At 42.1% G+C, this 20,674-nt stretch carries 22 protein-coding genes; 4 read left to right on the top strand and 18 right to left on the bottom strand.

From position 1 onward, the window contains the following. Positions 1 to 35 precede the first annotated feature (35 nt). The 4 genes from C1A12_RS02180 to C1A12_RS02165 all read right to left on the bottom strand — a co-directional run bounded on the left by C1A12_RS02180 (position 36) and on the right by C1A12_RS02165 (position 3,129). Complete coding sequence (locus C1A12_RS02180) at positions 36 to 773, bottom strand: CAP domain-containing protein (protein ID WP_101842210.1); 738 nt, start codon at positions 771 to 773, stop codon at positions 36 to 38. A 186-nt stretch (positions 774 to 959) separates the two neighbouring features. Beyond that, positions 960 to 2,096 (bottom strand): DEAD/DEAH box helicase, encoded by a 1,137-nt coding sequence (locus tag C1A12_RS02175; protein WP_235001508.1) that lies wholly within the window; start codon positions 2,094 to 2,096, stop codon positions 960 to 962. Between the two features lie 108 nt (positions 2,097 to 2,204). After that, positions 2,205 to 2,660: an SRPBCC family protein gene (locus C1A12_RS02170; RefSeq protein ID WP_101842208.1), complete on the bottom strand. Its 456-nt coding sequence runs from the start codon at positions 2,658 to 2,660 to the stop codon at positions 2,205 to 2,207. 79 nt (positions 2,661 to 2,739) lie between these two features. Continuing rightward, complete coding sequence (locus C1A12_RS02165; protein WP_101842207.1) at positions 2,740 to 3,129, bottom strand: hypothetical protein; 390 nt, start codon at positions 3,127 to 3,129, stop codon at positions 2,740 to 2,742. A 103-nt stretch (positions 3,130 to 3,232) separates the two neighbouring features. Between C1A12_RS02165 and C1A12_RS02160 the strand changes: the two genes are divergently transcribed. After that, positions 3,233 to 3,652: a VOC family protein gene (locus C1A12_RS02160; protein ID WP_101842206.1), complete on the top strand. Its 420-nt coding sequence runs from the start codon at positions 3,233 to 3,235 to the stop codon at positions 3,650 to 3,652. 196 nt (positions 3,653 to 3,848) lie between these two features. Here the strand turns inward: C1A12_RS02160 and C1A12_RS02155 are convergent, their stop codons facing one another. Genes C1A12_RS02155 through C1A12_RS02120 form a run of 8 tightly spaced genes read right to left on the bottom strand, consistent with a single transcriptional unit; the run spans position 3,849 to position 10,513 of the window. Continuing rightward, positions 3,849 to 5,138 (bottom strand): TRAP transporter large permease, encoded by a 1,290-nt coding sequence (locus C1A12_RS02155; RefSeq protein ID WP_101842205.1) that lies wholly within the window; start codon positions 5,136 to 5,138, stop codon positions 3,849 to 3,851. Then, positions 5,138 to 5,614, bottom strand: a complete 477-nt coding sequence (locus tag C1A12_RS02150) for a TRAP transporter small permease (protein WP_101842204.1) — start codon at positions 5,612 to 5,614, stop codon at positions 5,138 to 5,140. The genes C1A12_RS02155 and C1A12_RS02150 overlap by 1 nt, the downstream gene beginning before the upstream one ends. Positions 5,615 to 5,647: 33 nt before the next feature. Beyond that, positions 5,648 to 6,670: a TRAP transporter substrate-binding protein gene (locus C1A12_RS02145; protein ID WP_101842203.1), complete on the bottom strand. Its 1,023-nt coding sequence runs from the start codon at positions 6,668 to 6,670 to the stop codon at positions 5,648 to 5,650. 49 nt (positions 6,671 to 6,719) lie between these two features. Beyond that, on the bottom strand, positions 6,720 to 7,337 hold the full coding sequence (locus C1A12_RS02140; RefSeq protein ID WP_101842202.1) for a bifunctional 4-hydroxy-2-oxoglutarate aldolase/2-dehydro-3-deoxy-phosphogluconate aldolase: 618 nt from the start codon (positions 7,335 to 7,337) through the stop codon (positions 6,720 to 6,722). A 13-nt stretch (positions 7,338 to 7,350) separates the two neighbouring features. Beyond that, positions 7,351 to 7,905, bottom strand: a complete 555-nt coding sequence (gene hxlB / locus C1A12_RS02135) for a 6-phospho-3-hexuloisomerase (RefSeq protein WP_101842201.1) — start codon at positions 7,903 to 7,905, stop codon at positions 7,351 to 7,353. Further along, positions 7,880 to 8,527: a 3-hexulose-6-phosphate synthase gene (hxlA, locus tag C1A12_RS02130; protein ID WP_101842200.1), complete on the bottom strand. Its 648-nt coding sequence runs from the start codon at positions 8,525 to 8,527 to the stop codon at positions 7,880 to 7,882. Before hxlA ends, hxlB begins: the two co-directional genes overlap by 26 nt. A gap of 4 nt (positions 8,528 to 8,531) precedes the next feature. Then, complete coding sequence (locus C1A12_RS02125) at positions 8,532 to 9,488, bottom strand: sugar kinase (RefSeq protein WP_101842199.1); 957 nt, start codon at positions 9,486 to 9,488, stop codon at positions 8,532 to 8,534. Beyond that, positions 9,488 to 10,513, bottom strand: coding sequence for a LacI family DNA-binding transcriptional regulator (locus tag C1A12_RS02120; RefSeq protein ID WP_101842198.1), 1,026 nt, complete (start codon positions 10,511 to 10,513; stop codon positions 9,488 to 9,490). The genes C1A12_RS02125 and C1A12_RS02120 overlap by 1 nt, the downstream gene beginning before the upstream one ends. A gap of 227 nt (positions 10,514 to 10,740) precedes the next feature. Here C1A12_RS02120 and C1A12_RS02115 point away from each other — a divergent pair, with 227 nt between their 5' ends. The 3 genes from C1A12_RS02115 (at position 10,741) to C1A12_RS02105 (ending at position 13,857) form a co-directional block, all read left to right on the top strand. After that, complete coding sequence (locus tag C1A12_RS02115) at positions 10,741 to 12,153, top strand: Na+/H+ antiporter NhaC family protein (RefSeq protein ID WP_101842197.1); 1,413 nt, start codon at positions 10,741 to 10,743, stop codon at positions 12,151 to 12,153. Between the two features lie 103 nt (positions 12,154 to 12,256). Continuing rightward, positions 12,257 to 13,126: a hypothetical protein gene (locus tag C1A12_RS02110; RefSeq protein ID WP_101842196.1), complete on the top strand. Its 870-nt coding sequence runs from the start codon at positions 12,257 to 12,259 to the stop codon at positions 13,124 to 13,126. A gap of 275 nt (positions 13,127 to 13,401) precedes the next feature. Beyond that, complete coding sequence (locus C1A12_RS02105; protein ID WP_101842195.1) at positions 13,402 to 13,857, top strand: hypothetical protein; 456 nt, start codon at positions 13,402 to 13,404, stop codon at positions 13,855 to 13,857. A 49-nt stretch (positions 13,858 to 13,906) separates the two neighbouring features. Here C1A12_RS02105 and C1A12_RS02100 read toward each other — a convergent pair whose 3' ends face one another. From C1A12_RS02100 to C1A12_RS02075, 6 genes are all read right to left on the bottom strand, one after another. Continuing rightward, positions 13,907 to 14,170: a hypothetical protein gene (locus tag C1A12_RS02100; RefSeq protein ID WP_101842194.1), complete on the bottom strand. Its 264-nt coding sequence runs from the start codon at positions 14,168 to 14,170 to the stop codon at positions 13,907 to 13,909. A 296-nt stretch (positions 14,171 to 14,466) separates the two neighbouring features. After that, positions 14,467 to 15,252 carry an SDR family oxidoreductase gene (locus C1A12_RS02095; protein WP_101842193.1) on the bottom strand — a complete coding sequence of 262 codons (786 nt, stop codon included), beginning with the start codon at positions 15,250 to 15,252 and terminating at the stop codon, positions 14,467 to 14,469. A 134-nt stretch (positions 15,253 to 15,386) separates the two neighbouring features. Further along, complete coding sequence (locus tag C1A12_RS02090) at positions 15,387 to 16,850, bottom strand: YdiU family protein (protein WP_101842192.1); 1,464 nt, start codon at positions 16,848 to 16,850, stop codon at positions 15,387 to 15,389. Between the two features lie 237 nt (positions 16,851 to 17,087). Next, positions 17,088 to 18,266 carry a formate-dependent phosphoribosylglycinamide formyltransferase gene (gene purT, locus C1A12_RS02085; RefSeq protein ID WP_101842191.1) on the bottom strand — a complete coding sequence of 393 codons (1,179 nt, stop codon included), beginning with the start codon at positions 18,264 to 18,266 and terminating at the stop codon, positions 17,088 to 17,090. A gap of 121 nt (positions 18,267 to 18,387) precedes the next feature. Next, a complete protein-coding gene (locus C1A12_RS02080) occupies positions 18,388 to 19,191 on the bottom strand; it encodes an energy-coupling factor transporter transmembrane protein EcfT (protein WP_101842190.1) in 804 nt (267 codons plus the stop codon). Positions 19,192 to 19,203: 12 nt separating this feature from the next. After that, positions 19,204 to 20,670: an ABC transporter ATP-binding protein gene (locus tag C1A12_RS02075; protein WP_101842189.1), complete on the bottom strand. Its 1,467-nt coding sequence runs from the start codon at positions 20,668 to 20,670 to the stop codon at positions 19,204 to 19,206. Between the last annotated feature and the right edge of the window lie 4 nt (positions 20,671 to 20,674).

Here is a 20,674-nt window from a genome sequence, read left to right as displayed (position 1 = left end):
ACAGGCAGCTCATGCCTGTCTTTTTCATTAGTAGGTTATTCTCGTGGAGCCATAAACATCTGGGTCCAATACGTGCCATAACGATCTCCGTTTTCCTCTACATAACCTACTCCAATATGAGTAAAGTCTTCCTTCATAATGTTTTCCCGGTGACCGGGACTGTTCATCCAGCCTTCAACAACCTGCTCTGGAGAGCGCTGGCCTGCTGCAATGTTTTCACCTGCAGACCAATAAGTGAAATCGTATTGATCCATCATCTCAAACGGTGTTCCGTACGTAGGAGAGGTATGATCAAAATAATCATTGTCCGCCATATCCTGAGACTTCAATCTGGCAAGATCACTTAAACGATCATACATTTCCAGAGGAGGCAGATCCTCTTTCGCTCGTTCTTCATTGACGAGTGTCACCACTTCCTGTTCAAACTCTGAAGGATCTTCTGCTTGCAGTGACTCCGCAGGTTCTTCTTCCTGATTATCATCTTCTTCTATCGCTGCTCTTTCGTTGATTTTTTCCTCCAGCTTTCTTTGTTCAGGCTGCTCTCCCTCAGAAGCCGGCAGCTGCTCAGGATTAAAAAGGTTCTTTAAATTGGTCTCAAATTCTTCGACTGTAATGTCTTGTTCGGCAAACCAGTCTTTTATATAAGTTGACCATCTATCAAAAGTCGTTGATTCCTCATTATTGTTCTTCCACATTTGCTCTGCTAATGCGGGAGTGGCTACAGAAACCATAAACAATACACCAATAAAGACCAGTACATATTTTTTAATCATACAAGTCCACTCCTTCGTGCTGGTTACCTCTTAGTATTTCATCTTCTGAGGTTTTCGTCCATAGGACTTCCATTCATTTTATGATTAAAAGTTATGGGAATGTCACCAGTTATTTCAACTATTCCCTTTACCCTCCTGTTTTAAAACTAAAAATGGGCTCCCTGTCTATTTCAGGGAACCCGGCATTTAACGATATTGAAGTTTACCTTTAACTATTGTAATGCGCTGCAGGTTAAATTCATGATCCCGAGCCATCTTTTTTAGTCGTTTTTCTTCTACTGGGTTTACGAGAGAAATAACTCTTCCTGAGGCAGACCCAAGTCTGGCTGTCCTGCCTGCCCGATGGACGTAGGCAGCTGGATCTTTAGGAACGTCAAAGTTAATAATGTAATTGATCTCTGGAATATCAATACCTCGAGCAGCGATATCTGTGGCCAGTAATAACTGATAGTCTCCCGTACGGTAACCTTTTAAAGCTTTGGCACGCTGCTCTTTTTTTGCATCGCTGTGTAAAACAGCCAAGTTAACTCCTTTATATTCCAGTTTCTCTGCATAAACGCTCAAGTTTCCGATGTCACGCATAAAGGCAAGACCTTTAAACTGATCGAGATGGACCATTTTCCTTAATAACTCTACTTTATCACGGTCTTCACATGAAATGTATAAGTGCTCTACGTCGGGCTTTTGTTCTTCCTCCTTTACACGAATGATTTCAGGAGATTTCATAAAATCCGCCGCTGTTTTTTCTACTTCCGGTGGCAGAGTAGCGGAAAAGAGTAGGATCTGGCGCTCTTTTAAAGTACTTGTTATTATATCCTGCACCGTTTGAATATGCTCAGAAACGAGCAGCTGATCCGCTTCATCCAATACGATTGTTTTGATTTCATGGGCCTTCAGCTTCTTCTTACGCATTAACTCATACACTCTTCCTGGAGTTCCCACAACTAACTGAGGCTTCTTCTTCAGCTTGTCCATTTGACGCTTGATGTTCGCTCCGCCGATTAAAGTAGCGCTCTGAACCCCGCTGCCTTTTGACCATCTTTGCACTTCGGTATGAATCTGCATAACGAGTTCATGCGAAGAAGCCAGTACAAGGACTTGCGTGTTCTTTTTCTCTGAATCTATAGAATTAAGCATTGGGAGTAAATAAGCTAGCGTTTTCCCGCTCCCTGTCGGTGCCTCTGCAATCACATCTTTCCCTTCTACTATAAAGGGGATGCTTTCATTTTGAATGGCTGTGGCTTGAGTAAACTGTGATTCATTCCAGGCATCTTTAGCAAATGACTGCATGCTTTGCAGCCATTCAGGCGAGGAATAGTTCATATGCTTTCCATCTCCTTTAATCATGTTGGCGATAAAAAAGAGGCCTCCTTGGAATGTGAGACCTTTTTTCCGTACTTTGCTGTTTAAGTTAAGTATAACATTTGTTTTTTACCCATTTCCACTTTCGCTGTCCTGTTCTATATATGACTTTAAGTTGTCTAAATGATGTTCATCTTCTTTTTTAATAATTTTCTTTATTAAAGGCTGGAAAAGCTTGTTGCGTATTCCCTTTGTGAAAAGCTCACCTGCGAATTTAACCTTTGTCCCCCCGGTAGTTTCAATGAACGTATAGTGGTATCTCAGCTCAAGACCATTCTGTTCACTGCTTGCTGTATAAGACCTGTTCTGCTCGTATTCAGTAATTTCAATGGTGGACGCGGCCTTCCTGCCACGAATTTCACGGACTTCTTTAAATTGATAGCCTTTACGTACAGGTCCCTCGGTTAAAGGCTCGACTTCGACTACGGCGTCCATAAATTCAGGGCTTTTTGTAAAATCAGTAGCTATTTGAAAAACTTCCGTCAACGGTTTCTTTATAATTACAGTGTTCTCGAGGAAAGCCATAAATAATCCCTCCCTGACTAATAGTGGTTTCCATTACTAATTCGTCACCATTTATCAAAATTCCTTTTCATTTCACCTTTTATGGGGCAAACCCATAAAAAATAAGGATGAAAAAGAATAAGGAAATAATGCCCGCCACTGTAATGGTTACCATCAGTATTCCTTTTACAATCCTCGGGTTTGCGGAATCCGGAGTCCATTTGTAAATTTTGTAGAATAACAATATGACGAGAGGAACAATAAAAAAATAGCTGAATAAGCCGACCCACTCATAGAGAGCGGAAAATCCTCCGTCGATCGGATTTTTGTTTAACTGATAACTCGTTGAAATGTGAAATAATCCTCCTGCAAAAACAGCAGAGAGTAAAACAAAGTAAGCAAAAACAGAGTATTTCACCTTTGGTAACTCTTTTTTGACCAATTCATATATCCCTATTAATCCCGCGACCAATATTAAAACTTTAAGCACTCTGTCAACCTCCTAAAAACTCAGATTACCACAGGTCTGAGAAAAGAGAAAAAGAAATATAATATGATAAAATAAGACCAGCTCGTGCAGAGGAGAATGAATAATGAAGAAAAAGCTAGACCATATAGGAGTAGCAGTTCGTCAGCTGGACGAAGCGGTCGAATTTTATACGACCATTCTTGGGGGAACATTGATCGATCGTTACCGCAGTGAAGCACCTGGAGTCGAAAGCGAAATTGCGATCATGGACGTAGAAGGAGAAAGAACTGAACTGCTCTGTCCTACGAACAACAGCACTTCGCCGATTGCGCGCTTTATTAAACAAAAAGGAAAAGGCGTTCACCATATTGCCTACCGGGTTGCTGATCTGAATAAAGCGATTGACGAGTTAGAAGAACAGGGCATTCGTGTCATGGAAGAGACACGCCGCACGAATAAACACGGCAGAAGGTTGATCTATTTAAACCCTGCTGACACAGAAGGAACCATAATCGAATACTGTGACTATCCGGAAGATAAATAAGCGAAGTTGGGACAAAACTGAATAAAGCATAAAATAATCCGAACGATTTTGGTGAAATCAGTTCGGATTATTTATATTAAAGAGAATTCACACCATCGCTCCGTCAAAACGCTTCGCTTTCCGTGGATCATCTGCGTTTATATGAATGGTCGTTTTTTGACATCACTGCGTTACTTGTGTCCCAATCCCGCTTAATTTAAAACATATCAGGACTAAGCATCTCAGGAATATAGAAAGCTACTCCCGGGATAAAAGATATGACAGCGAGTACAACGAGTACAATTGCTATATAGGGCATGACCGCTCCAAAGGACCGTTCAATGGGCAGCTTTCCAATTTTCGCTGCTAACAGCAGACATAACCCATATGGCGGTGTTACTAAGCCAATGGCAAGGGTCATAATGGTTATGATTCCTAATAATAATGGATCGACTCCAAAGGTTTCAGCCACTGGTAATATTACCGGCACAAATAAAATCATGGCTGGTATGGCATCCATAAAGGTTCCTACAAATAAGAAGAAAGCAATGATGATCAGCAGGAAGATCCATTTGCTGTCAATTGAGCTGGCAAAAAACTGTTCGGTCCATTGAGCTAATTGATAATAGCTCATCAATTCACCCAGCGCATTTGCTGCTGCTAACGCAAATAATGATAACGAGCTGAGCGTCAGTGTATCCACCAGAATCTTAGGAAAATGCTTAATCTTCAATGTCTTATAGTAGAACATACCAATAATAACGGTATAAATCGAAGCAAAAGCCGCTGCTTCCGTTGCCGTAAATATTCCCGATACCACTCCGCCAATTAAAATGATCGGAGTAAAAAGAGCCGGCAGTACATCAAGGAACTGTTTAAAAAAGTTGCTTAAAGAGGCCCGCTGGTAAACCGGGTACTTCCGTTTCTTAGCAAGAATATAAATGAGAACCATCATTCCTCCGCCTATCAGTACTCCAGGAATAATTCCTACAAGAAAAAGCGCCCCGACTGAAACATTTGTTAATCCTGCGAAAATAATCATGGGAATACTCGGAGGAATAATTACCCCGATAGTTGAAGAAGCTGCGGTTACACCCACGGCTGTGGCATTATCATATCCCTGCTTCTTCATATTGGGGATAAGGATTTTTCCTACTCCGGCTGTATCCGCCTGTGCGGCACCAGAAATCCCTGCAAATAACATTGAAACTAAAATGTTTGCGTGGGCTAATCCCCCTCTGATATGCCCTACAACTGAAAGAGCGAAGTCGATCAGCTTCTGCGAGATCTGACCACTGTTCATTAGATTGGCAGCTAGTATAAACAAAGGCACAGATAAAAGTACAAAGGAGTCTAATCCATTCAACATCTTAACAGGCATCAGTGCTTCAGGTGTGTAAGGAATGTTCATAAAACCCAGCAGGGCAACGATGCCAATCACAAAAGCGATCGGTATCCCAATTACCATCAGCAATATAAACAATCCAAGCAGTAGTAAACCGATCATCAGGCTGACTCCTCTCTGTTAAAGGTTTTTATATTATTCAGCATATGAGCAATCGTATAGATGACCATAGTGCCTGCCATAGTAGGAATGGACAGCCATACGTACCCCATTTTCATTTCAGGGAGTGATTCCCACCTAAAGTTCCAAAAGCTGTCTACCACTATAATCCCTAATATCAGTAATGCAGCACTGAATAATAACAGGATCACATCATTGAATAAATACAGAGACTTTTTCTTTTTTCCCTTCAGTTTATTCAGCAGTAAATCAAATTGAAAATGATCTCTTTTATTCACCATCACAGCAGCACCCATAAAGACGGACCAAATAAATGAATACGTGGCCACTTCTTCGGTCCAAATCGCAGATACTCCTACAAACCTCGTCAACACCTGGATCACAATCGTAATGAAAAATATAACAAGAAACAGGATTCCTAACGCCAATTGAGTACGTTCCAGAAGTTTTATAAACAAGCCGCTCTCCTCCTTCTGTAAGATAATTTCACCTTAATCTCTTAAACTTCTTATTTCTTCTAAAAGGTTCACGGCACTAGGCCCAATCTCCTCAGCCATTTTCTCTTGATATGGCTCAGCTAATTCAATAAAAGGTTCCCGATCGATGTCGTTCACCTCAGCTCCCTCTTCAATCGCAAGCTGTTTGTACTCTTCCTCCTGTTCCATATCCACTTTTCTTTCTTCTTCAACAGCGGCATTTGCTGCTTTTAGTACGATCTGCTGCTGCTCTTCGGTATACTCCTCAAACTTATTACCGTTCATGAGTAAGAAACGCGTTGTATAGTCGTGGGCTGTCTCGGTAATATATTTCCCGTTTTTCGTCTTATGGTGATTTTGCTGTACGAAATAAGGATAGGAGTTCTCAGACGAATCTACTATACCCTGCTGAAGACCTTGATATAATTCTCCCCACGAAACGTTAGTAGGCACCGCCCCGGCAGCTTCCCAATATTCTGCAATTGCTCCGGAGGTTTGGGTACGGTATTTCATTCCTTTTAAATCATCGATTGACTCCAAAGGCTTACCGCCATAGTAGTGACGCACTCCCGCGCTCCAATATCCCATCATTTTAAAGTCACCATTTGACTTTTCCTCGATAGTCTGCGCCACTTCTTCTCCTACTTCACCGTCCACTACCTGTTCCCAGTGCTCATAATCTTCAAATATATAAGGCATAGCGAATAGATCAATCTCTCTGATTCCTGTTTGAGACATAAACCCCGGAGAGACGAGTACAAGGTCAGCTCCTCCGAGCTTGAGCTTCTCTACCAGCTCTGATTCACTTGTACCGAGAGTTCCGGCGTGAACTTCAACTTCAATCCTGCCGTCAGATTCTTCCTCTGCCACGCGTTTAAATTCTTCCATTCCGTATTGATACGGATTTTCAGGCGACGTCTGGTTATGGGCAGCAATAATCTTAATTTTGTCCTCATCGTCTTTGCCCCCTGCAGCATTGCTGCAGCCAGAAAGGACGAGAATTACAAAGATGGTGATAGCCCATGCTGCGTTTTTCATGAATATTCCCTCCTCTATTATTGAACGCGCTTTCATGAAATGATAAAAATTAAAGGGACTTTTGAATGTAACGCTCTGCTTCTTTCGTTAACTTCTGATAATCTTCGGCAGACTCTAATTGATCAGCTGCCACAAGCTGACTTCCAACACCTACTGCTTGAGCTCCTGCTTTCAAGTAATCAACCATATTGTCCAGGTGGATCCCCCCTGTTGCCATTATCGGGATATGCGGCAGAGGACCGCGAATATTCTTAATATAATCTGGTCCCATTGAGCCTGCTGGAAACACTTTAACCATAGCGGCTCCAGCCTCAAAAGCCGTTAACACCTCAGTCGGTGTCATCGCACCACTCATAAAAGGAATTCCGTAACGGTTGGCCATTTTAATGGCGTCCTGATTGAATGTTGGAGAGACAAGAAACTGAGCACCTGCCGTAATCACGGCTCTTGCTGTCTCAGCATCTAGCACGGTTCCAGCTCCTACCAGAATATCGCAGGAACTGTTTCTAACTTTTCTAATTAATTCTTCAACTTTAGGAGTTTCAGCTGTGATTTCAATAACCGAGATACCTCCAGCGTATAAAGCTTCAGCTATAGGGACCACATTATCTTCATTAGCTTTCCGGACCACCGGGATGACTTTTGCTTGATTTAATATTTTCTGCATGCTTCTCTTCCTCCTATTCAAGATTCGCGTGACGACCTGTCATTTCTTCATTGTTTGTTTTCATGGATTGATTGACTGTATAAATAATGATGGCGTCCAGCAGTAAATGAAGCGACTGATCGAACTGATTGCCAAGAGGCTGAATCGTTTCAGGTTCTTCTGCCAGACGTTTCTTAGTTGCTGCTGGCACCACAAGCACGTAATCACTGACTTCTGCCAGACGTGATTCTCTGTTCGTAGTGACAGAAGCGATTACAGCACCTTGCTTCTTCGCTTTTTCAGCGAATTGACAAATTGATGATGTTGAACCAGAACCAGAAATCGCCAGTAATAAGTCACCTTCTTGAATGCTTGGAGTAATGGTTTCTCCTGTTACATACACTTCATAGCCTGCATGCATTAATCTCATCGCAAAGGCTTTTCCCATTAAGCCGGAACGGCCTTCACCTGTGACAAAAATTCTTCCTGCATCTTCAATCGATAGAGCAATTCGCTCAGCTTGTTTTTCATCTATGCCTGCCAGAACTTGGCTCACTTCATAACTAACGGTGTGTATCGTTTGTTTCATAGGACTTGATAACCTCCTTAATTTGTCTAGCGGCTTCTTCACGGTCTGCCTTTTTCGTGATAGCACTGCCAACTATTACCGTATCAGGTTGATGGGAAAGTACATCAGGTAACGAGCGAAGGTTTATCCCTCCTGCTACCGCTACCTCCAGCTGAGGGAAATCACTGATTAGTCCAAATAAAGACTGATCCATCTCCCCTTTCTGCTGCATATCCTTGCCAAAGTGGAGACTCACCAGGTCAACTCCTAATCTGCTGAGCTCTCTTACTCTTTCTGAATCCTCTACATTGAGCAGATCAACCATAATCCGACCGTTATACTCATTTGCTTTCGCAACCATATCTTCAATCGTTTGATCAGCTGCAAAAGCCATAACTGTCGTAATATCTGCCCCGGCTTCAAATACCTGGGAAGCTTCATGAGCTCCTGCATCACATGTTTTCATATCAGCTACGATAATGGATTCAGGATAACGCTTTCTAACTTTGCGAACAATCGACATTCCATACTCTTTAATTACACCCGTTCCAATTTCAATCCAGTCCACATATTCATTTGTTTCACTTATTATCGTCAGACATTCTTCTTCAGACAAACGATCAAGCGCAAGTTGAAGATTCATAGTTTCACCTCTCGATTAACTCTTTTTCTCCAAGCTTCACCAGAACATCCTCAAGTTCAGGTAAACCTTCATTGTCTCCGGACACGCTAACTACCATTGAACCAATAGTATTGGCTATATTCAGGATGCGGCCAAGCGGCCATTGATGAATCAGACCATAAATAAACCCTGCATCAAACCCATCCCCGGCCCCTACAGTATCGACAACTTTGCTCGGCGGAACTGCAGCAGTCTCAATAACTTCCTCCTCGTGGAAGGCGACTGCACCTTTTTCTCCTTTTTTAATAGCTGCCGAAGATATACCATAAGATTGGCAAATCTTTATTACCTCTCTTGTTTCATGGGTATCAAATAACAAATCAGCTTCTTCATCCCCTGTCAGAAGTACATCTGCATAATTCAAAAGTTCCGTGAGTTTTTCTTTGGCCTCTGCTTTATCCCAAAGCTTTAAACGGATATTAGGATCAAATGAGACGAGAGCGCCGGCATTCTTAGCCATGATTGCCGCTTTCTTTAACAAGGGAATGTTTTTAACCGGGTCAATCGCGGCGAAAACCCCGCTTATATGAAGAAGCTTACAATTACTAAACGTTTCCTCGGTTAGAGATTTCTCTGTTAATGCTTGTGTCGGCGAGTTCTCTCGATAATAAAAGGTTCTGCCGCTTCCGTCTTCGCTGATTTCCTTAAAATTTAACGAAGTCGGGTAACCGTCCAGCAGTTTGACATCTCTTACGTCAATTCCCTCTCCACGGGCATAGTTCCGAATGTATTTACCAAATTCATCATTTCCTAAACGACTGATCCATCGCGTTTGTAACCCAAGCCGGGCACAGCCTAGAGCAAAGTTAAATTCTGCTCCTCCTGCCTTACGTTCAAATGACGAAGCAAAGCGCATCGGGCCATGGTGGGAAGGGTTGAAGGTGACCATCGCATCCCCTATCGTGATTACATCTGTAGACATTATTGCACTCCTCCTCTATCCGCTACCGAATCCCTAACGATTAATTTTGGTTCAAACCGATCATCAGGACGATTATCTTCCGGCTGCTTTTTTTTAATTTTGTCGAGCAATACTTCAGCCGCTGTTTTTCCCATTTCAAAGGTAGGCTGGGCCACCGTAGTTAAAGGCGGATTATAAAAGTCCGCATAAGGAACATCATCGACTCCTATAATAGATAGATCACCTGGTATTGATAGATTTTTTTCTTTAACAAACGTTAGAATTTCCTTTAATACTCGATCATTTCCTGCAAGTATAGCTTCCGGAGGTTCTGAGTTCTGCCACATCTCATGAAGGGATCTTCTTACCTCGTCAGGTTCTACACTTTTTACATACTCTTCTCTTTCTGTGAGACCTAGTGACTGAAGCGCTTTCTTAAATCCTTTCATTCTTTCTACCCTAGGTGACACACTCTCCGCAATCGACGAAGTAATCATTGCAATGAGCTTGTGTCCTTTCTCATAAAAATGATGAACAGCAAGCTCCGAGGCCTTTTCATTCTCCAGCATGACTGAGGAAACAGGAATATCTGCTACCGAACGGTCTAAAAACACAACCGGATATTTTTCGTCAAGCATCCTTTTATACAGTTCCCGATTATTCCCAGTCGGAAAGATAATCAATCCATCAACCTGCTTCGCCCTCAACATTTCAATGTACTTTTTTTCTTTAGCAGGGTCATCATCGGCATTACAAATGATCGTGTGAAAATCTTGCAGGTGACATACATCTTCAATTGCCCTGCTTACTTCAGTAGAGAAAGTGTGGAGAATGTTTGCTACAATAACTCCAATGGTTTTCGTTGATTTCTGCTTCAGGCTTCTCGCTACGATATTAGGCTGGTAGCCAAGCTCTCTAATCGCTTCTTCGATTCTCAGCTTTGTTTTTTCACCCATATAGTCATAACGTTTATTTAAATATTGTGAAACGGTGCTTTTAGAGACATTTGCTTGCTCAGCAACATCTGCCATTGTGACTGTTTTCATTTTCTGCAACCTCAAATCTGTATCAAACTTTTTACTAAACCGGTTTAGTAAACCGATTTAGTTCAGTATAAATACTATGAAAGCGTTTTACAACCCCTTTACAGAAAAAATTTAAAAATCACTGTTATTAAAAAGCATTTACTGCATTTTTCTCATTCTGATGCATACTATCTCCCGCCTTCACTCAAGCTAATGAAGTAAAAGAGCTATAGGAAGAGGTGGCGAGCATGGACTTTGTATCGGTCATTCCTTTTATTGTCGTCATAGCGGCTGCAATATGGACAAAACAGGTTATACCCAGTTTACTATTCGGGGTTGTCGTGGCTGGTTATTTGGTCGATCCTCATTGGCTGAATGGAATGATCAAGACCCTCCAGTTCATTATGGAAGGCCTCTCGGATGAAAGTAATTTAAAGATTATCATATTCTTGTATGCCTTCTCTGCTTTAATCGGGTTAGTTCGCATGTCCGGTGGTATTAAAGGCTTTGTTAAAGCTGCAACGGAAAGAATTGAAAATAAACGTGGGGCATTCATTCTTACCTGGATTTCATCTGTGGGCACATTTGCCGCACCAAGCTTTCGTATCGTGACAATCGGTCCCGTGATGAAAGCCATGCGTAAGAAGGTGCCGATGGCAAAGCAGGAGCTTGCTTTTGTCATTGAGACGACAGCTACCCCCCTGGTCGTTTTAATTCCAGTCGCTACAGCTTTTGTAGGCTATATGACCTCTGTAGTAGATTTATCGCTTCACCAGGCTGATACAGAAGGAGACGCCTACACTCTTTTCCTCCAAAGTATTCCGTATAACTTCTTTGCCTTTGCCATGTTAATACTAGGCTTTTATTTAAGTTTCTTCCATAAGGGTAAAAAGCCTGCAAACGATAAAGAAAAAACTCCCGAAGAGAAAAAAGAACAAGAGGACGATCAATGGGAAGACTGTCACCCCGCCGTTATGCGTGATTTGCCGGCTAAGCCGTGGAACTTAATCATCCCATTGTTCAGCGTTATCGTCCTCACCTTCGTTTTTATGTATGCCATCGGAATTGAGGAAGGGAAATCAGGGTTTGGAGCTCTCATTAATGAAGGCGTGTTAGATGCTATGGTCCTGGCTGTCGTTGTAACTATTGTCTGGTTCGTTGTTTACTTAAAATTTAAGAAAGAACATTTAAAACGAATGATGGACGGTCTTATCGACGGTGGAAATGATATGATGAACGTCATTTTACTGCTCGCTATGGTTTGGGGGCTTAGTAAAGGAACAGAAGCACTCGAATTTGCTGATACAATCTCTGAATGGTTTGACTGGATCCCTGGGAATTATGTTGCTGTGATTATATTTGTACTTGGCTGCGGCCTATCTTACTTTATTGGCTCGGCCTGGGGTACATGGGGAATTCTAATGCCCGTGGCTTTATCGATCGCTGTCACTGCGGGAAGCTCTCTTCCTATTACGATTGGAGCCGTATTTGCAAGCGGGACATTTGGAGCCTTCTCTTCCCCGCTTAGTGACGACACAAATACATCAGCTGGTATTTTAAACTTAAATACTATTGAATACGCCAAGTTTAAACTAAAGCCTGCCCTGTTAGCTGCTGGCGCTGCTGCTGCAGGTTATTTTGCCCTCTCCTTCTTTATGTAGCACCTTTTTCCCGGTTACGCCTGAACATAGAAGAAGTTTGTCCGATAAACAGGATAGAGTATACTTTCATGTGAAGGCATCGACCAATAAGGGAGGATAAAGGATGAAACGATTCTCAGAAAAAACGAAGAAACCGTTTGGGATTATTACCGTATTATTAATCATTTCAACCGGGATTACGATGTCACTCGTATCCATGGAAGAGAACTCGAAGTATCCTAAAGAAATTGTTAAAGGGGTATATAAAGCATTACGGAAAGAGACAAAAGGACCGCTCCCTTTTCCTAGAGCTTTGGCCAATATAAATGAGATGAAAAAGGTAGAAATTATGGATAAATACTTAGTCCATCATGGAAAAAAAATCTCTACTGAAGATGTAAGACGGATTGTAGATCAGATATATGGCATAGATCTAAAAGCTGTCTCCGACCTGGAAGCCGGGAAGGCGGACAAGTATCCTCAGATCATTTTTGAAAGGATCGAAGAAGCACTGCCCACAAGAAATACAGAGGAAAGTTTCATTATGAATTTGTCCAAAATAGAAGTCTTGGACCTATATATGAAAGCCGCTGGCAAGAAAATTAACGGTCCCTCTATTCGGACAGCAATCAACGGAATCTTCGGGATTAATCTGGATGGGATTTCAGGACTCGAAGACTCAGGGGTCTCCCTTTTTTCAAAGGATCAATGGATTTCTAAGAATGAGCACGACCTTTTCGTCGTTGAGACGGGGCTTACGGATGTGGATGTATGGGTATATCCAACCGAATACTTTACGGAACATACCGGCTTGACGGGGCTGCCGGAAGAGCTTCAAGAAGCATTATCAGCAATCGGTTTTGCTTATAATAAAGACGTAGAGGCCTTTTATTACAGCAACCCAACTGGTGAGTCTGTAACGGACGCTTTTAAAAAACAGACGCTAGGAACGATTATTAAGATGATGCATACCTTTTACGTGGACATAAAGTAAATACCATGGCGGACGAAGATCATTTAGACGGTCTGTGAATGAGGCTGGGAAAAACTGAATAAAGCAAATAATAATCCGAACGATTTTGTTGAAATCAGTTCGGATTATTTATTGGCCAGAAAAGGATTTCACCATAGATCCGTCACAACACGTTGCTTTTTCGCGGGCGCGGCCACGTCTTCATTTTCTATTGAAATTTTTTGTGCTAATAAGCCTTGTGAAGTTTACGTATATAATCTATGAAATGGAAAATAATATAATAAGAGGTGATTATAATGTTCTTTTTTATCATCATAGCGGGTTTTATACTTCCCTGGGTTTTGGGAATTTATCTTTATAAACAAGCACCTAAAATCTTTTTCACTATAGCGCCTATCACCGCTCTGACAGCCGTAACTTGTAATCAAGCAGGGAGCCATATGGGGTTATGGAAGGTACATCACATGCCTAAAGTTGTGCTTTTTGACTCCATACTTCTTGACTTTGGAATCTTCACTATCGCTGGAGTCTGGTTCTCTTACTTATTGTGTTATAAAAAAAAGAACCGAGTTTTATTACTTGTTCTATTTATTAGTGGAATGGCGGCAATCGAATATATTAGTCTCCTTCTCAATATCGTGGATTATAATGAAGGCTGGAGTTTCTTTTATACCGCCCTAATGTACGTGGCAGGCTTTATTGTCCTCACTATCACCACTAATAAATTAGAGAAGCTGGGAGTTTTTCCTTAAGAAATCCCCCACCTATCAGCGATATCAGGTGGGGGATTCATCGTCGATCCTACTGGTTCTCTTCAATTGGCTCATCAAATAAATCTGTATATTTAGCTACATTCTCATAGCTGAATTCAAAAGCCATTCTTACCTCGCCAAAACCAGGCTGATAAAAGTAACCTTGAACCTCGTAACTGCTCTTGTTTTCCCTGACTTTAGTAAGATGGAAATAAGGCCTGAAATATTGAGCCATCTCTTCTAATTTCTTATTCCGTACCTTGATCCATTGTTTCTTCATTTCTTCTGTTGGAAAGTCAGTTTCCTTTAACATGAGTTCACTCCTCTGCGGAATTCAAAATCTCTGGCACCATCTATAGACATAATGATATAAGAGCTTCGACTTATTTTCAACAACTACCTTATAAGTCTGCCAGATAAGTTACGCTCTCTATAATTACTTATACCCAGAAATCTATGATCCTAACGTTCTTTTATGATGATGCTCTACCATAGAGTATGTTGGAGCGGCATTCATCATTACTGTTAATTTTGTAGTTTATAACAGTGTGGGATCAGCAGAGGCAGTCCAGATCCTCACTTAAGCAAAAGAAAATTACTGACAACCCTTTACACTTTCTCCTCCCAATTCTTCTTCTCTTCTTCTTTCATCATCTTTTCTGCATCCTGAGGATACGCTGTACGGAAATTATGGTGGTCGGATTCCACCACTTCAACCATTTTATCGATCATTTTCTGAGGATCATACTGCTCATCCAGAATCTTCTCCGTTTCTGCAATCGATTCTCTCGGAGTGAAATTTTTGTTTTCGTCGTACCATTTATGCTTTTCCTCAAACATACGGTCATTAAAGCCAGTTTCAAACGGCCCTGGATTAATCGTAGCGACCTGAACACCGAATTCTTCAAGTTCAGCTTTCATTGTCTTTGCAATCGCTTCAATGGCATGCTTGGACGAGACATAAGCGCCGAGGTAAGGCATACCAACAATTCCGACGATGGAGCTAAGGAATATGATTTTACCCTGTTTCTTATCTACGAACTTTTTAGCTGCAAGCTGGGCATTTTCAAGGGTGCTGAATACATTCGTTTCAAACACATCCCGAACTCGATCTACTGGAATTTCAGCAATTGGACCGCCTTCGCCTATTGCCGCATTAGCTACGAAAACATCATAATCGTACTCTGTAATCAGCTGCTGGTCACGCTTATTTGTAATATCTAATTTTATAACCTCTAAGTTAACGCCTGCTTCTGCAGCTGCTTCGCGTAAACTTGTTATTTGAGAAATAATTTCAACCGCCGCAATTACACGATGGCCTTTTTTAGCCAATCCAATCGCTGTTCCTTTGCCTAATCCTGTTCCTGCCCCAGTGATAAAGATTGTTTTGCTCATTTTATTTCCCTCCTTCTTAGGATAACACGCCTTAACTAATTACCCTGCTCCATGTGGACTAAAACTCCCCGCAGAGGTGGTTCATGGAAAAACGCTTGCTCCCTGTAATGAGAACAAGCGCTTTAGTATTATGATCATGTTCCGCAAAAAGTCTGGTAAGGACCGCAGGACGGATCGGGCAATTCAGCATATTTCTCCTGGTCCGGGGAATAAGCATAAGGATCCGAAAGAACATCGATCAACCGCTCCATCACACTATAATCTTCTTTTGCTACGGCAGCTTCAAGTGCTTCCTCCACCCGATGGTTGCGAGGAATGATCGCAGGATTTGATTTCTTCATCAGCTGATAAACAGAAGACTTTTCTTCCTCCTGACGGTTCAGTCTTGACTGCCATTGCCCATGCCAGTTCGTAAACTCTGTTGTACCATGCATGGCAGTGGCCTCAGGCTGGTCTAATGTGAGAGCTCGGAAAGTATTCGTATAATCAGCACGGTGCTTTTCCATAATTCGTAGAAGATCTTCAATCAACGCTTCGTCCTGATCCTCTTCGTTGAATAAACCCAGCTTTTTCCTCATGCCTGAGAGCCAATGAGAGTGGTAATGCGGCTCAAATTTAGAATGAACTTCAACCGCTAGCTCCACAGCATGTTCTTGATTCTCATGAATCAGCGGAATTATAGCTTCTGCAAAGCGAGCAAGGTTCCACTGGCCGATTGGCGGCTGGTTTTTATAAGCGTAGCGTCCTTGAACATCAATTGAACTGAATACGGTATCAGGATCATACTCGTCCATAAAGGCACAAGGTCCATAATCAATAGTTTCCCCACTAATTGTCATGTTGTCAGTGTTCATTACACCATGAATAAAACCGACCAGCTCCCAACTAGCAATCAGTGCGGCCTGTCGTTTAACAACTTCTTCGAATAGAGAAAGATATCGATCTTCGTTATTTTCGATTTCAGGATAGTGACGCTTAATTGCATAATCAGCCAGCTTTCTAAGTTCTTCTACACTTCCCCGCCCTGCTGCATATTCAAAGGTGCCGATACGCAGATGACTGGAAGCCACCCTGGTAAGAACCGCACCGGGCAGGTCTGTTTCTCTTCTTACAGTTTCGCCAGTTGTAACAACGGAAAGGCTGCGATTAGTAGGAATCCCCAGCCCGTGCATGGCTTCACTTATAATATATTCACGAAGCATTGGACCAAGAGTCGCCCGGCCATCGCCACCACGAGAGAAAGAAGTACGGCCGGAGCCCTTAAGCTGAATATCCAAACGGTCTCCAGCAGGCGTAATTTGTTCTCCAATCAGCACAGCGCGGCCATCTCCTAACATGGTAAGACTCCCAAATTGATGACCTGCATAGGCCTGAGCAATGGGCTGAGCACCTTCTGGAATCTCATTCCCAGCTAACACACCTACTCCTTCCGACTGCAGCTTCTCAGCGTCCAATCCTATAGAATTTGCTAGTGCACCATTAAAGGCGATCAGCCTGGGTGAGCTCACAGGACTTGGTTCAACATGCTCATAGAACGTCTCCGGAAGCCGGGAATAACTGTTATCGAGGTTCCAACCTATTTCTTTAGTCTGTTTCATCTTATCTCCTTTGTTTAATTTGTCATATTTCCATCGATTTATATTCTTCTACAAAAAGGCAAATATCATTGCGTTTAAGGGATAAATTTTTTTCACTGCCCTAAATCACCTTCGGTTACTACTCCCCACAATTTATTTACCCTTATAATTAGACTTTATAACGAAAAAATAAAAGCCAGGCACACCCTGTTCATTCAGCTGTGCCCGGCTGCTTAGTTTTTTTAAAATAATTTACATTTATATGCTTTCTATACTTATTTCTAATGCTGCCTTTTCGGCCTGTCTGCATGCTGTCTCCACGTTCTCACCCCTGCTAAGTATAACAGCCATGCGGCGGCCAGCTTTGGCATCAGGCTTTCCGAAAAGACGTACTTGAGTGTGAGGTACGGTAAGGGCATTTTCAACGCCGGTAATATAATAGTTGTCGCTTTCAACCGAGGATTTGACAGCATGACTTGCTCCCGCTGTCACAAGGTGGACGTCTTCAATAGGCAGCCCTAAGATGGCCCGCACGTGAAGAGCGAATTCCGAGAGATCCTGAGTCACTAAAGTAACCATCCCTGTATCATGCGGTCTCGGTGATACTTCGCTGAAATACACTCCTTCTGAAGTGATAAACAACTCTACACCGAAAACACCGTATCCTCCGATTTCATCTGTAACTTTCTTAGCAATTTCCTCTGCTTGTCTTATGTGTTCTTCGCTCATCGCATGAGGCTGCCATGATTGAATATAATCGCCGCCTTGCTGTTGATGACCGATGGGAGGACAGTAATACGTCCCCGTCGAAGAACGAACGGTTAACAGCGTGATTTCCGAATCAAAATGAATAAACTCTTCTACAATTACCCGCGTGCTGTTTCCACGTCCACTGCTCAATGCTTCCTGCCAGGAGTTTTCAATTTCTGCCTCCGTCCGGCACAGGCTTTGCCCCTTCCCGGAAGAGCTCATAATTGGTTTAATTACGCAAGGCGTACCGATGGCGGCTACTGCCTCTTTCAGTTCATCTAAGGAGTTGGCAAATTCATATTTTGCCGTTGGGAGTTCTAATTTTTCACTCGCCAGCCGTCGAATGCCTTCTCGGTCCATCGTCAACTGAGTAGCATAAGCGGTTGGAATTACATTATATCCCTCATTCTCCAATTCCTGAAGAGTGTCAGTAGCTATTGCTTCTATTTCAGGCACAATATAATCCGGCTTCTCTTTTTCAATTACGGTTCGTAATTGCTCACCGTTAAGCATATCAATCACATCAAAGCGGTGAGCCACCTGCATGGCCGGCGCCCCTTCATACCGATCGACTGCAACCGTCTCGATCCCCAGACGCTGGGCTTCAATGACCACTTCTTTCCCTAATTCCCCAGCCCCTAACAGCATCATTGTTTTAGCATAGTTTTGATTCGGTGCTCCCAACATGGTATAACTCCTCCTGATTGTTTTGGTTTACCGTTATCTTATCGTTTCTCCCCTTCATTTATCAAGAGTTTTCGGGACAATTTACGAACATTATGTTAAACATCATTAATAAAATTCGTTTTTAGCTATTGTGACGGACATCTGTTATGGAAAAGTATGGATGATGAATCCCTGTATAGTAAGCCAGGCAAATAATGGTCAATAGGCAGCCCATTAAAAGCACATCGAATCTCGAGAAACCTAATTTATAGAAATAAGTACGGTTTGTGTGGTTGGAAAAACGTTTGGCCTCCATTGCCACCGCAATTCGATAGGCTCTTCTTATACTTTGAGAAAGAAGAGGAATCGCATAAGATTTCAGTTTTTTATAAAATCCTCTTATGCCTTTTTCCGCTTGAACTCCTCGTACTTTCAATGCATAGTGCAGCGTTTGCATTTCCTCTATCATAATTGGAATGAGTCTAATCGCAGCCATGAAGCTGTAAGCATACTTCGGCTTCAGCTTTAATTGCTGCATTAAGGAATAAAACAAATAAACAGGGCGGGTGGTTAAAGCAAAAATAACTCCTAAAGCAGCAAATATTATTCCACGAAAACCTAAATGTAACCCGCGGAAAAAGCTTTCCTCAGTAATGTGCACCAGCCCCCATTTCATCCAGGTGACCTCCCCTTGTCCAAAGAAAATCATGGAGGTAGACGACGTAAGGAAGATTAAGAGAAATGGAATCGCAATAATGAACAACCGTTTCCACGGATGACCTGTAAAGAAGAGATAGAGAAGCAGTGTTCCAACCATGTAGTTGATGAGAACGTTCGGATTATGAATCATCAATAATTGAATAAACAAAAGTCCAATAATGATTAATTTCAAGCTCGGATTTGTTTTATGAAGCCATGTTTCCTTATAAGAAAAGTCTATTGCCATATCTCATTTCTCCTATAAATTCACAGCTGTCTGCTGTTTTTCTAAATAATCGGGAGAAGGAGGTTCCTCAACGAGTTTTCCGTTTTCCACACGCCACACTTTCGTTGCAAAGTGCTCCGCAATGTTTAAATCATGCGTCACCATAATAATTACAGCACCTTCTTCCTTTAACTGTTCAAGCTGCTCTAAAAGTGAAAACGTGTTTTTCGCATCCTGTCCGAATGTAGGTTCATCTAGCAGAATGATGGGCTGCTCTTTAACAATTGAAGCCGCAACGCTCAATCTCCGCTTTTGCCCGGTAGATAATTGGTAGGGATGGAGGTGCTTATGATGCTGCAAGTGGTACAGATCGAGCAGCTCGTTAACTCTTGAGGAAATCTCCTCTTCTCTCCATTTCTTCAGCTTAAGAGTAAAAGCAACTTCTTCATAAACAGAATTAGTGACGAATTGAAATTCAGGGTTCTGAAAAACAAAAGTGATTGAATCGGCGAATAGTTTAATCTGCTTCCATTCCTTTTCGAGAATACGATACGTCCCTTTGAATTTAATTAAGTTCATCAGCGCAAGTAACAAAGTGCTTTTTCCTGCCCCATTCTCTCCAAGAACCGTAATCCATTCTCCAGGATGAGCATTGGCCTCCTCTACATGAAGTACTTCGTTATTCCCCCTGTAAGCAGAAAAATCGGATAAATGCACTGCTTCTTGTTCCTTGTTTATCGAAGCCGCTGTAGTATTTCTTGTTCTGGTTTGTATATAATCTTCCCAAACACCCGGGTACCAAATTCCCTGGTCAATGAGAACTTGTTTATGCTGATCAATCACTTTCTCTTTTGAACCATCTGCAATAATTTCACCGTTGTCACCAAGAAGGATCACCCGGTCAACAAAATCGATCACATGTTCAATTTTATGTTCAACGATAACGACGGTTTTATTTTCTCCCACATTCTTTATCGTTTCCCATACATGCTTTGTCCCTTCAGGATCCAGCATGGCGGTTGGTTCATCTAAGAACAATACCTCGGGCTCGAGAGCAAGAACCGATGCAATCGCCAGCCGCTGCTTCATTCCGCCGGATAAGGTTTGGATTTTTGTATGAATATCTTTAAAAGTTAATCCTGCTTCACGTAAATAGTACTCAATGCAGCTTTTCATTTTTTCTCGAGGTACTTGAAGGTTCTCAAGAACGAAAGCAATTTCCTCATCGACATAAGGCATACAAAACTGAGTATCTGGATCTTGAAATAAAAACCCCCAGGAATCCGGTATTATGATGTCATCTGCTTTCATAGGAACTTCTACACTGTCAGGGATAAGTCCCGTCAACACTTGCAAGAGCGTCGACTTCCCTGATCCTGACGGCCCAAGAAGCAGAACTTTCTCCCCTTTGTTCAAAGAAAGGGAGAAATCTTTAAACAATAAAGATTCCTCTCCCGGGAATTTCAGCCGCATGTTCGTCATACCAGCGATACTAGTCATGGTC

The organism is Halobacillus sp. Marseille-P3879 (assembly GCF_900240285.1).
In the GTDB taxonomy this organism is placed as follows: Bacteria; Bacillota; Bacilli; order Bacillales; family Halobacillaceae; genus Halobacillus_A.
Note: the sequence above shows the minus strand (reverse complement) of the source record. Positions and strands in the feature narration are given on the sequence as shown.

Coding starts and splice junctions, on each gene's coding strand:
- C1A12_RS02180 (WP_101842210.1), bottom strand. CDS start 773: ATGATTAAAAAATATGTACTGGTCTTTATTGGTGTATTGTTTATGGTT.
- C1A12_RS02175 (WP_235001508.1), bottom strand. CDS start 2,096: ATGAACTATTCCTCGCCTGAATGGCTGCAAAGCATGCAGTCATTTGCT.
- C1A12_RS02170 (WP_101842208.1), bottom strand. CDS start 2,660: ATGGCTTTCCTCGAGAACACTGTAATTATAAAGAAACCGTTGACGGAA.
- C1A12_RS02160 (WP_101842206.1), top strand. CDS start 3,233: ATGAAGAAAAAGCTAGACCATATAGGAGTAGCAGTTCGTCAGCTGGAC.
- C1A12_RS02155 (WP_101842205.1), bottom strand. CDS start 5,138: ATGATCGGTTTACTACTGCTTGGATTGTTTATATTGCTGATGGTAATT.
- C1A12_RS02145 (WP_101842203.1), bottom strand. CDS start 6,670: ATGAAAAACGCAGCATGGGCTATCACCATCTTTGTAATTCTCGTCCTT.
- C1A12_RS02140 (WP_101842202.1), bottom strand. CDS start 7,337: ATGCAGAAAATATTAAATCAAGCAAAAGTCATCCCGGTGGTCCGGAAA.
- hxlB (WP_101842201.1), bottom strand. CDS start 7,905: ATGAAACAAACGATACACACCGTTAGTTATGAAGTGAGCCAAGTTCTG.
- hxlA (WP_101842200.1), bottom strand. CDS start 8,527: ATGAATCTTCAACTTGCGCTTGATCGTTTGTCTGAAGAAGAATGTCTG.
- C1A12_RS02125 (WP_101842199.1), bottom strand. CDS start 9,488: ATGTCTACAGATGTAATCACGATAGGGGATGCGATGGTCACCTTCAAC.
- C1A12_RS02120 (WP_101842198.1), bottom strand. CDS start 10,513: ATGAAAACAGTCACAATGGCAGATGTTGCTGAGCAAGCAAATGTCTCT.
- C1A12_RS02115 (WP_101842197.1), top strand. CDS start 10,741: ATGGACTTTGTATCGGTCATTCCTTTTATTGTCGTCATAGCGGCTGCA.
- C1A12_RS02110 (WP_101842196.1), top strand. CDS start 12,257: ATGAAACGATTCTCAGAAAAAACGAAGAAACCGTTTGGGATTATTACC.
- C1A12_RS02105 (WP_101842195.1), top strand. CDS start 13,402: ATGTTCTTTTTTATCATCATAGCGGGTTTTATACTTCCCTGGGTTTTG.
- C1A12_RS02100 (WP_101842194.1), bottom strand. CDS start 14,170: ATGTTAAAGGAAACTGACTTTCCAACAGAAGAAATGAAGAAACAATGG.
- C1A12_RS02095 (WP_101842193.1), bottom strand. CDS start 15,252: ATGAGCAAAACAATCTTTATCACTGGGGCAGGAACAGGATTAGGCAAA.
- C1A12_RS02090 (WP_101842192.1), bottom strand. CDS start 16,850: ATGAAACAGACTAAAGAAATAGGTTGGAACCTCGATAACAGTTATTCC.
- purT (WP_101842191.1), bottom strand. CDS start 18,266: ATGTTGGGAGCACCGAATCAAAACTATGCTAAAACAATGATGCTGTTA.
- C1A12_RS02080 (WP_101842190.1), bottom strand. CDS start 19,191: ATGGCAATAGACTTTTCTTATAAGGAAACATGGCTTCATAAAACAAAT.
- C1A12_RS02075 (WP_101842189.1), bottom strand. CDS start 20,670: ATGACTAGTATCGCTGGTATGACGAACATGCGGCTGAAATTCCCGGGA.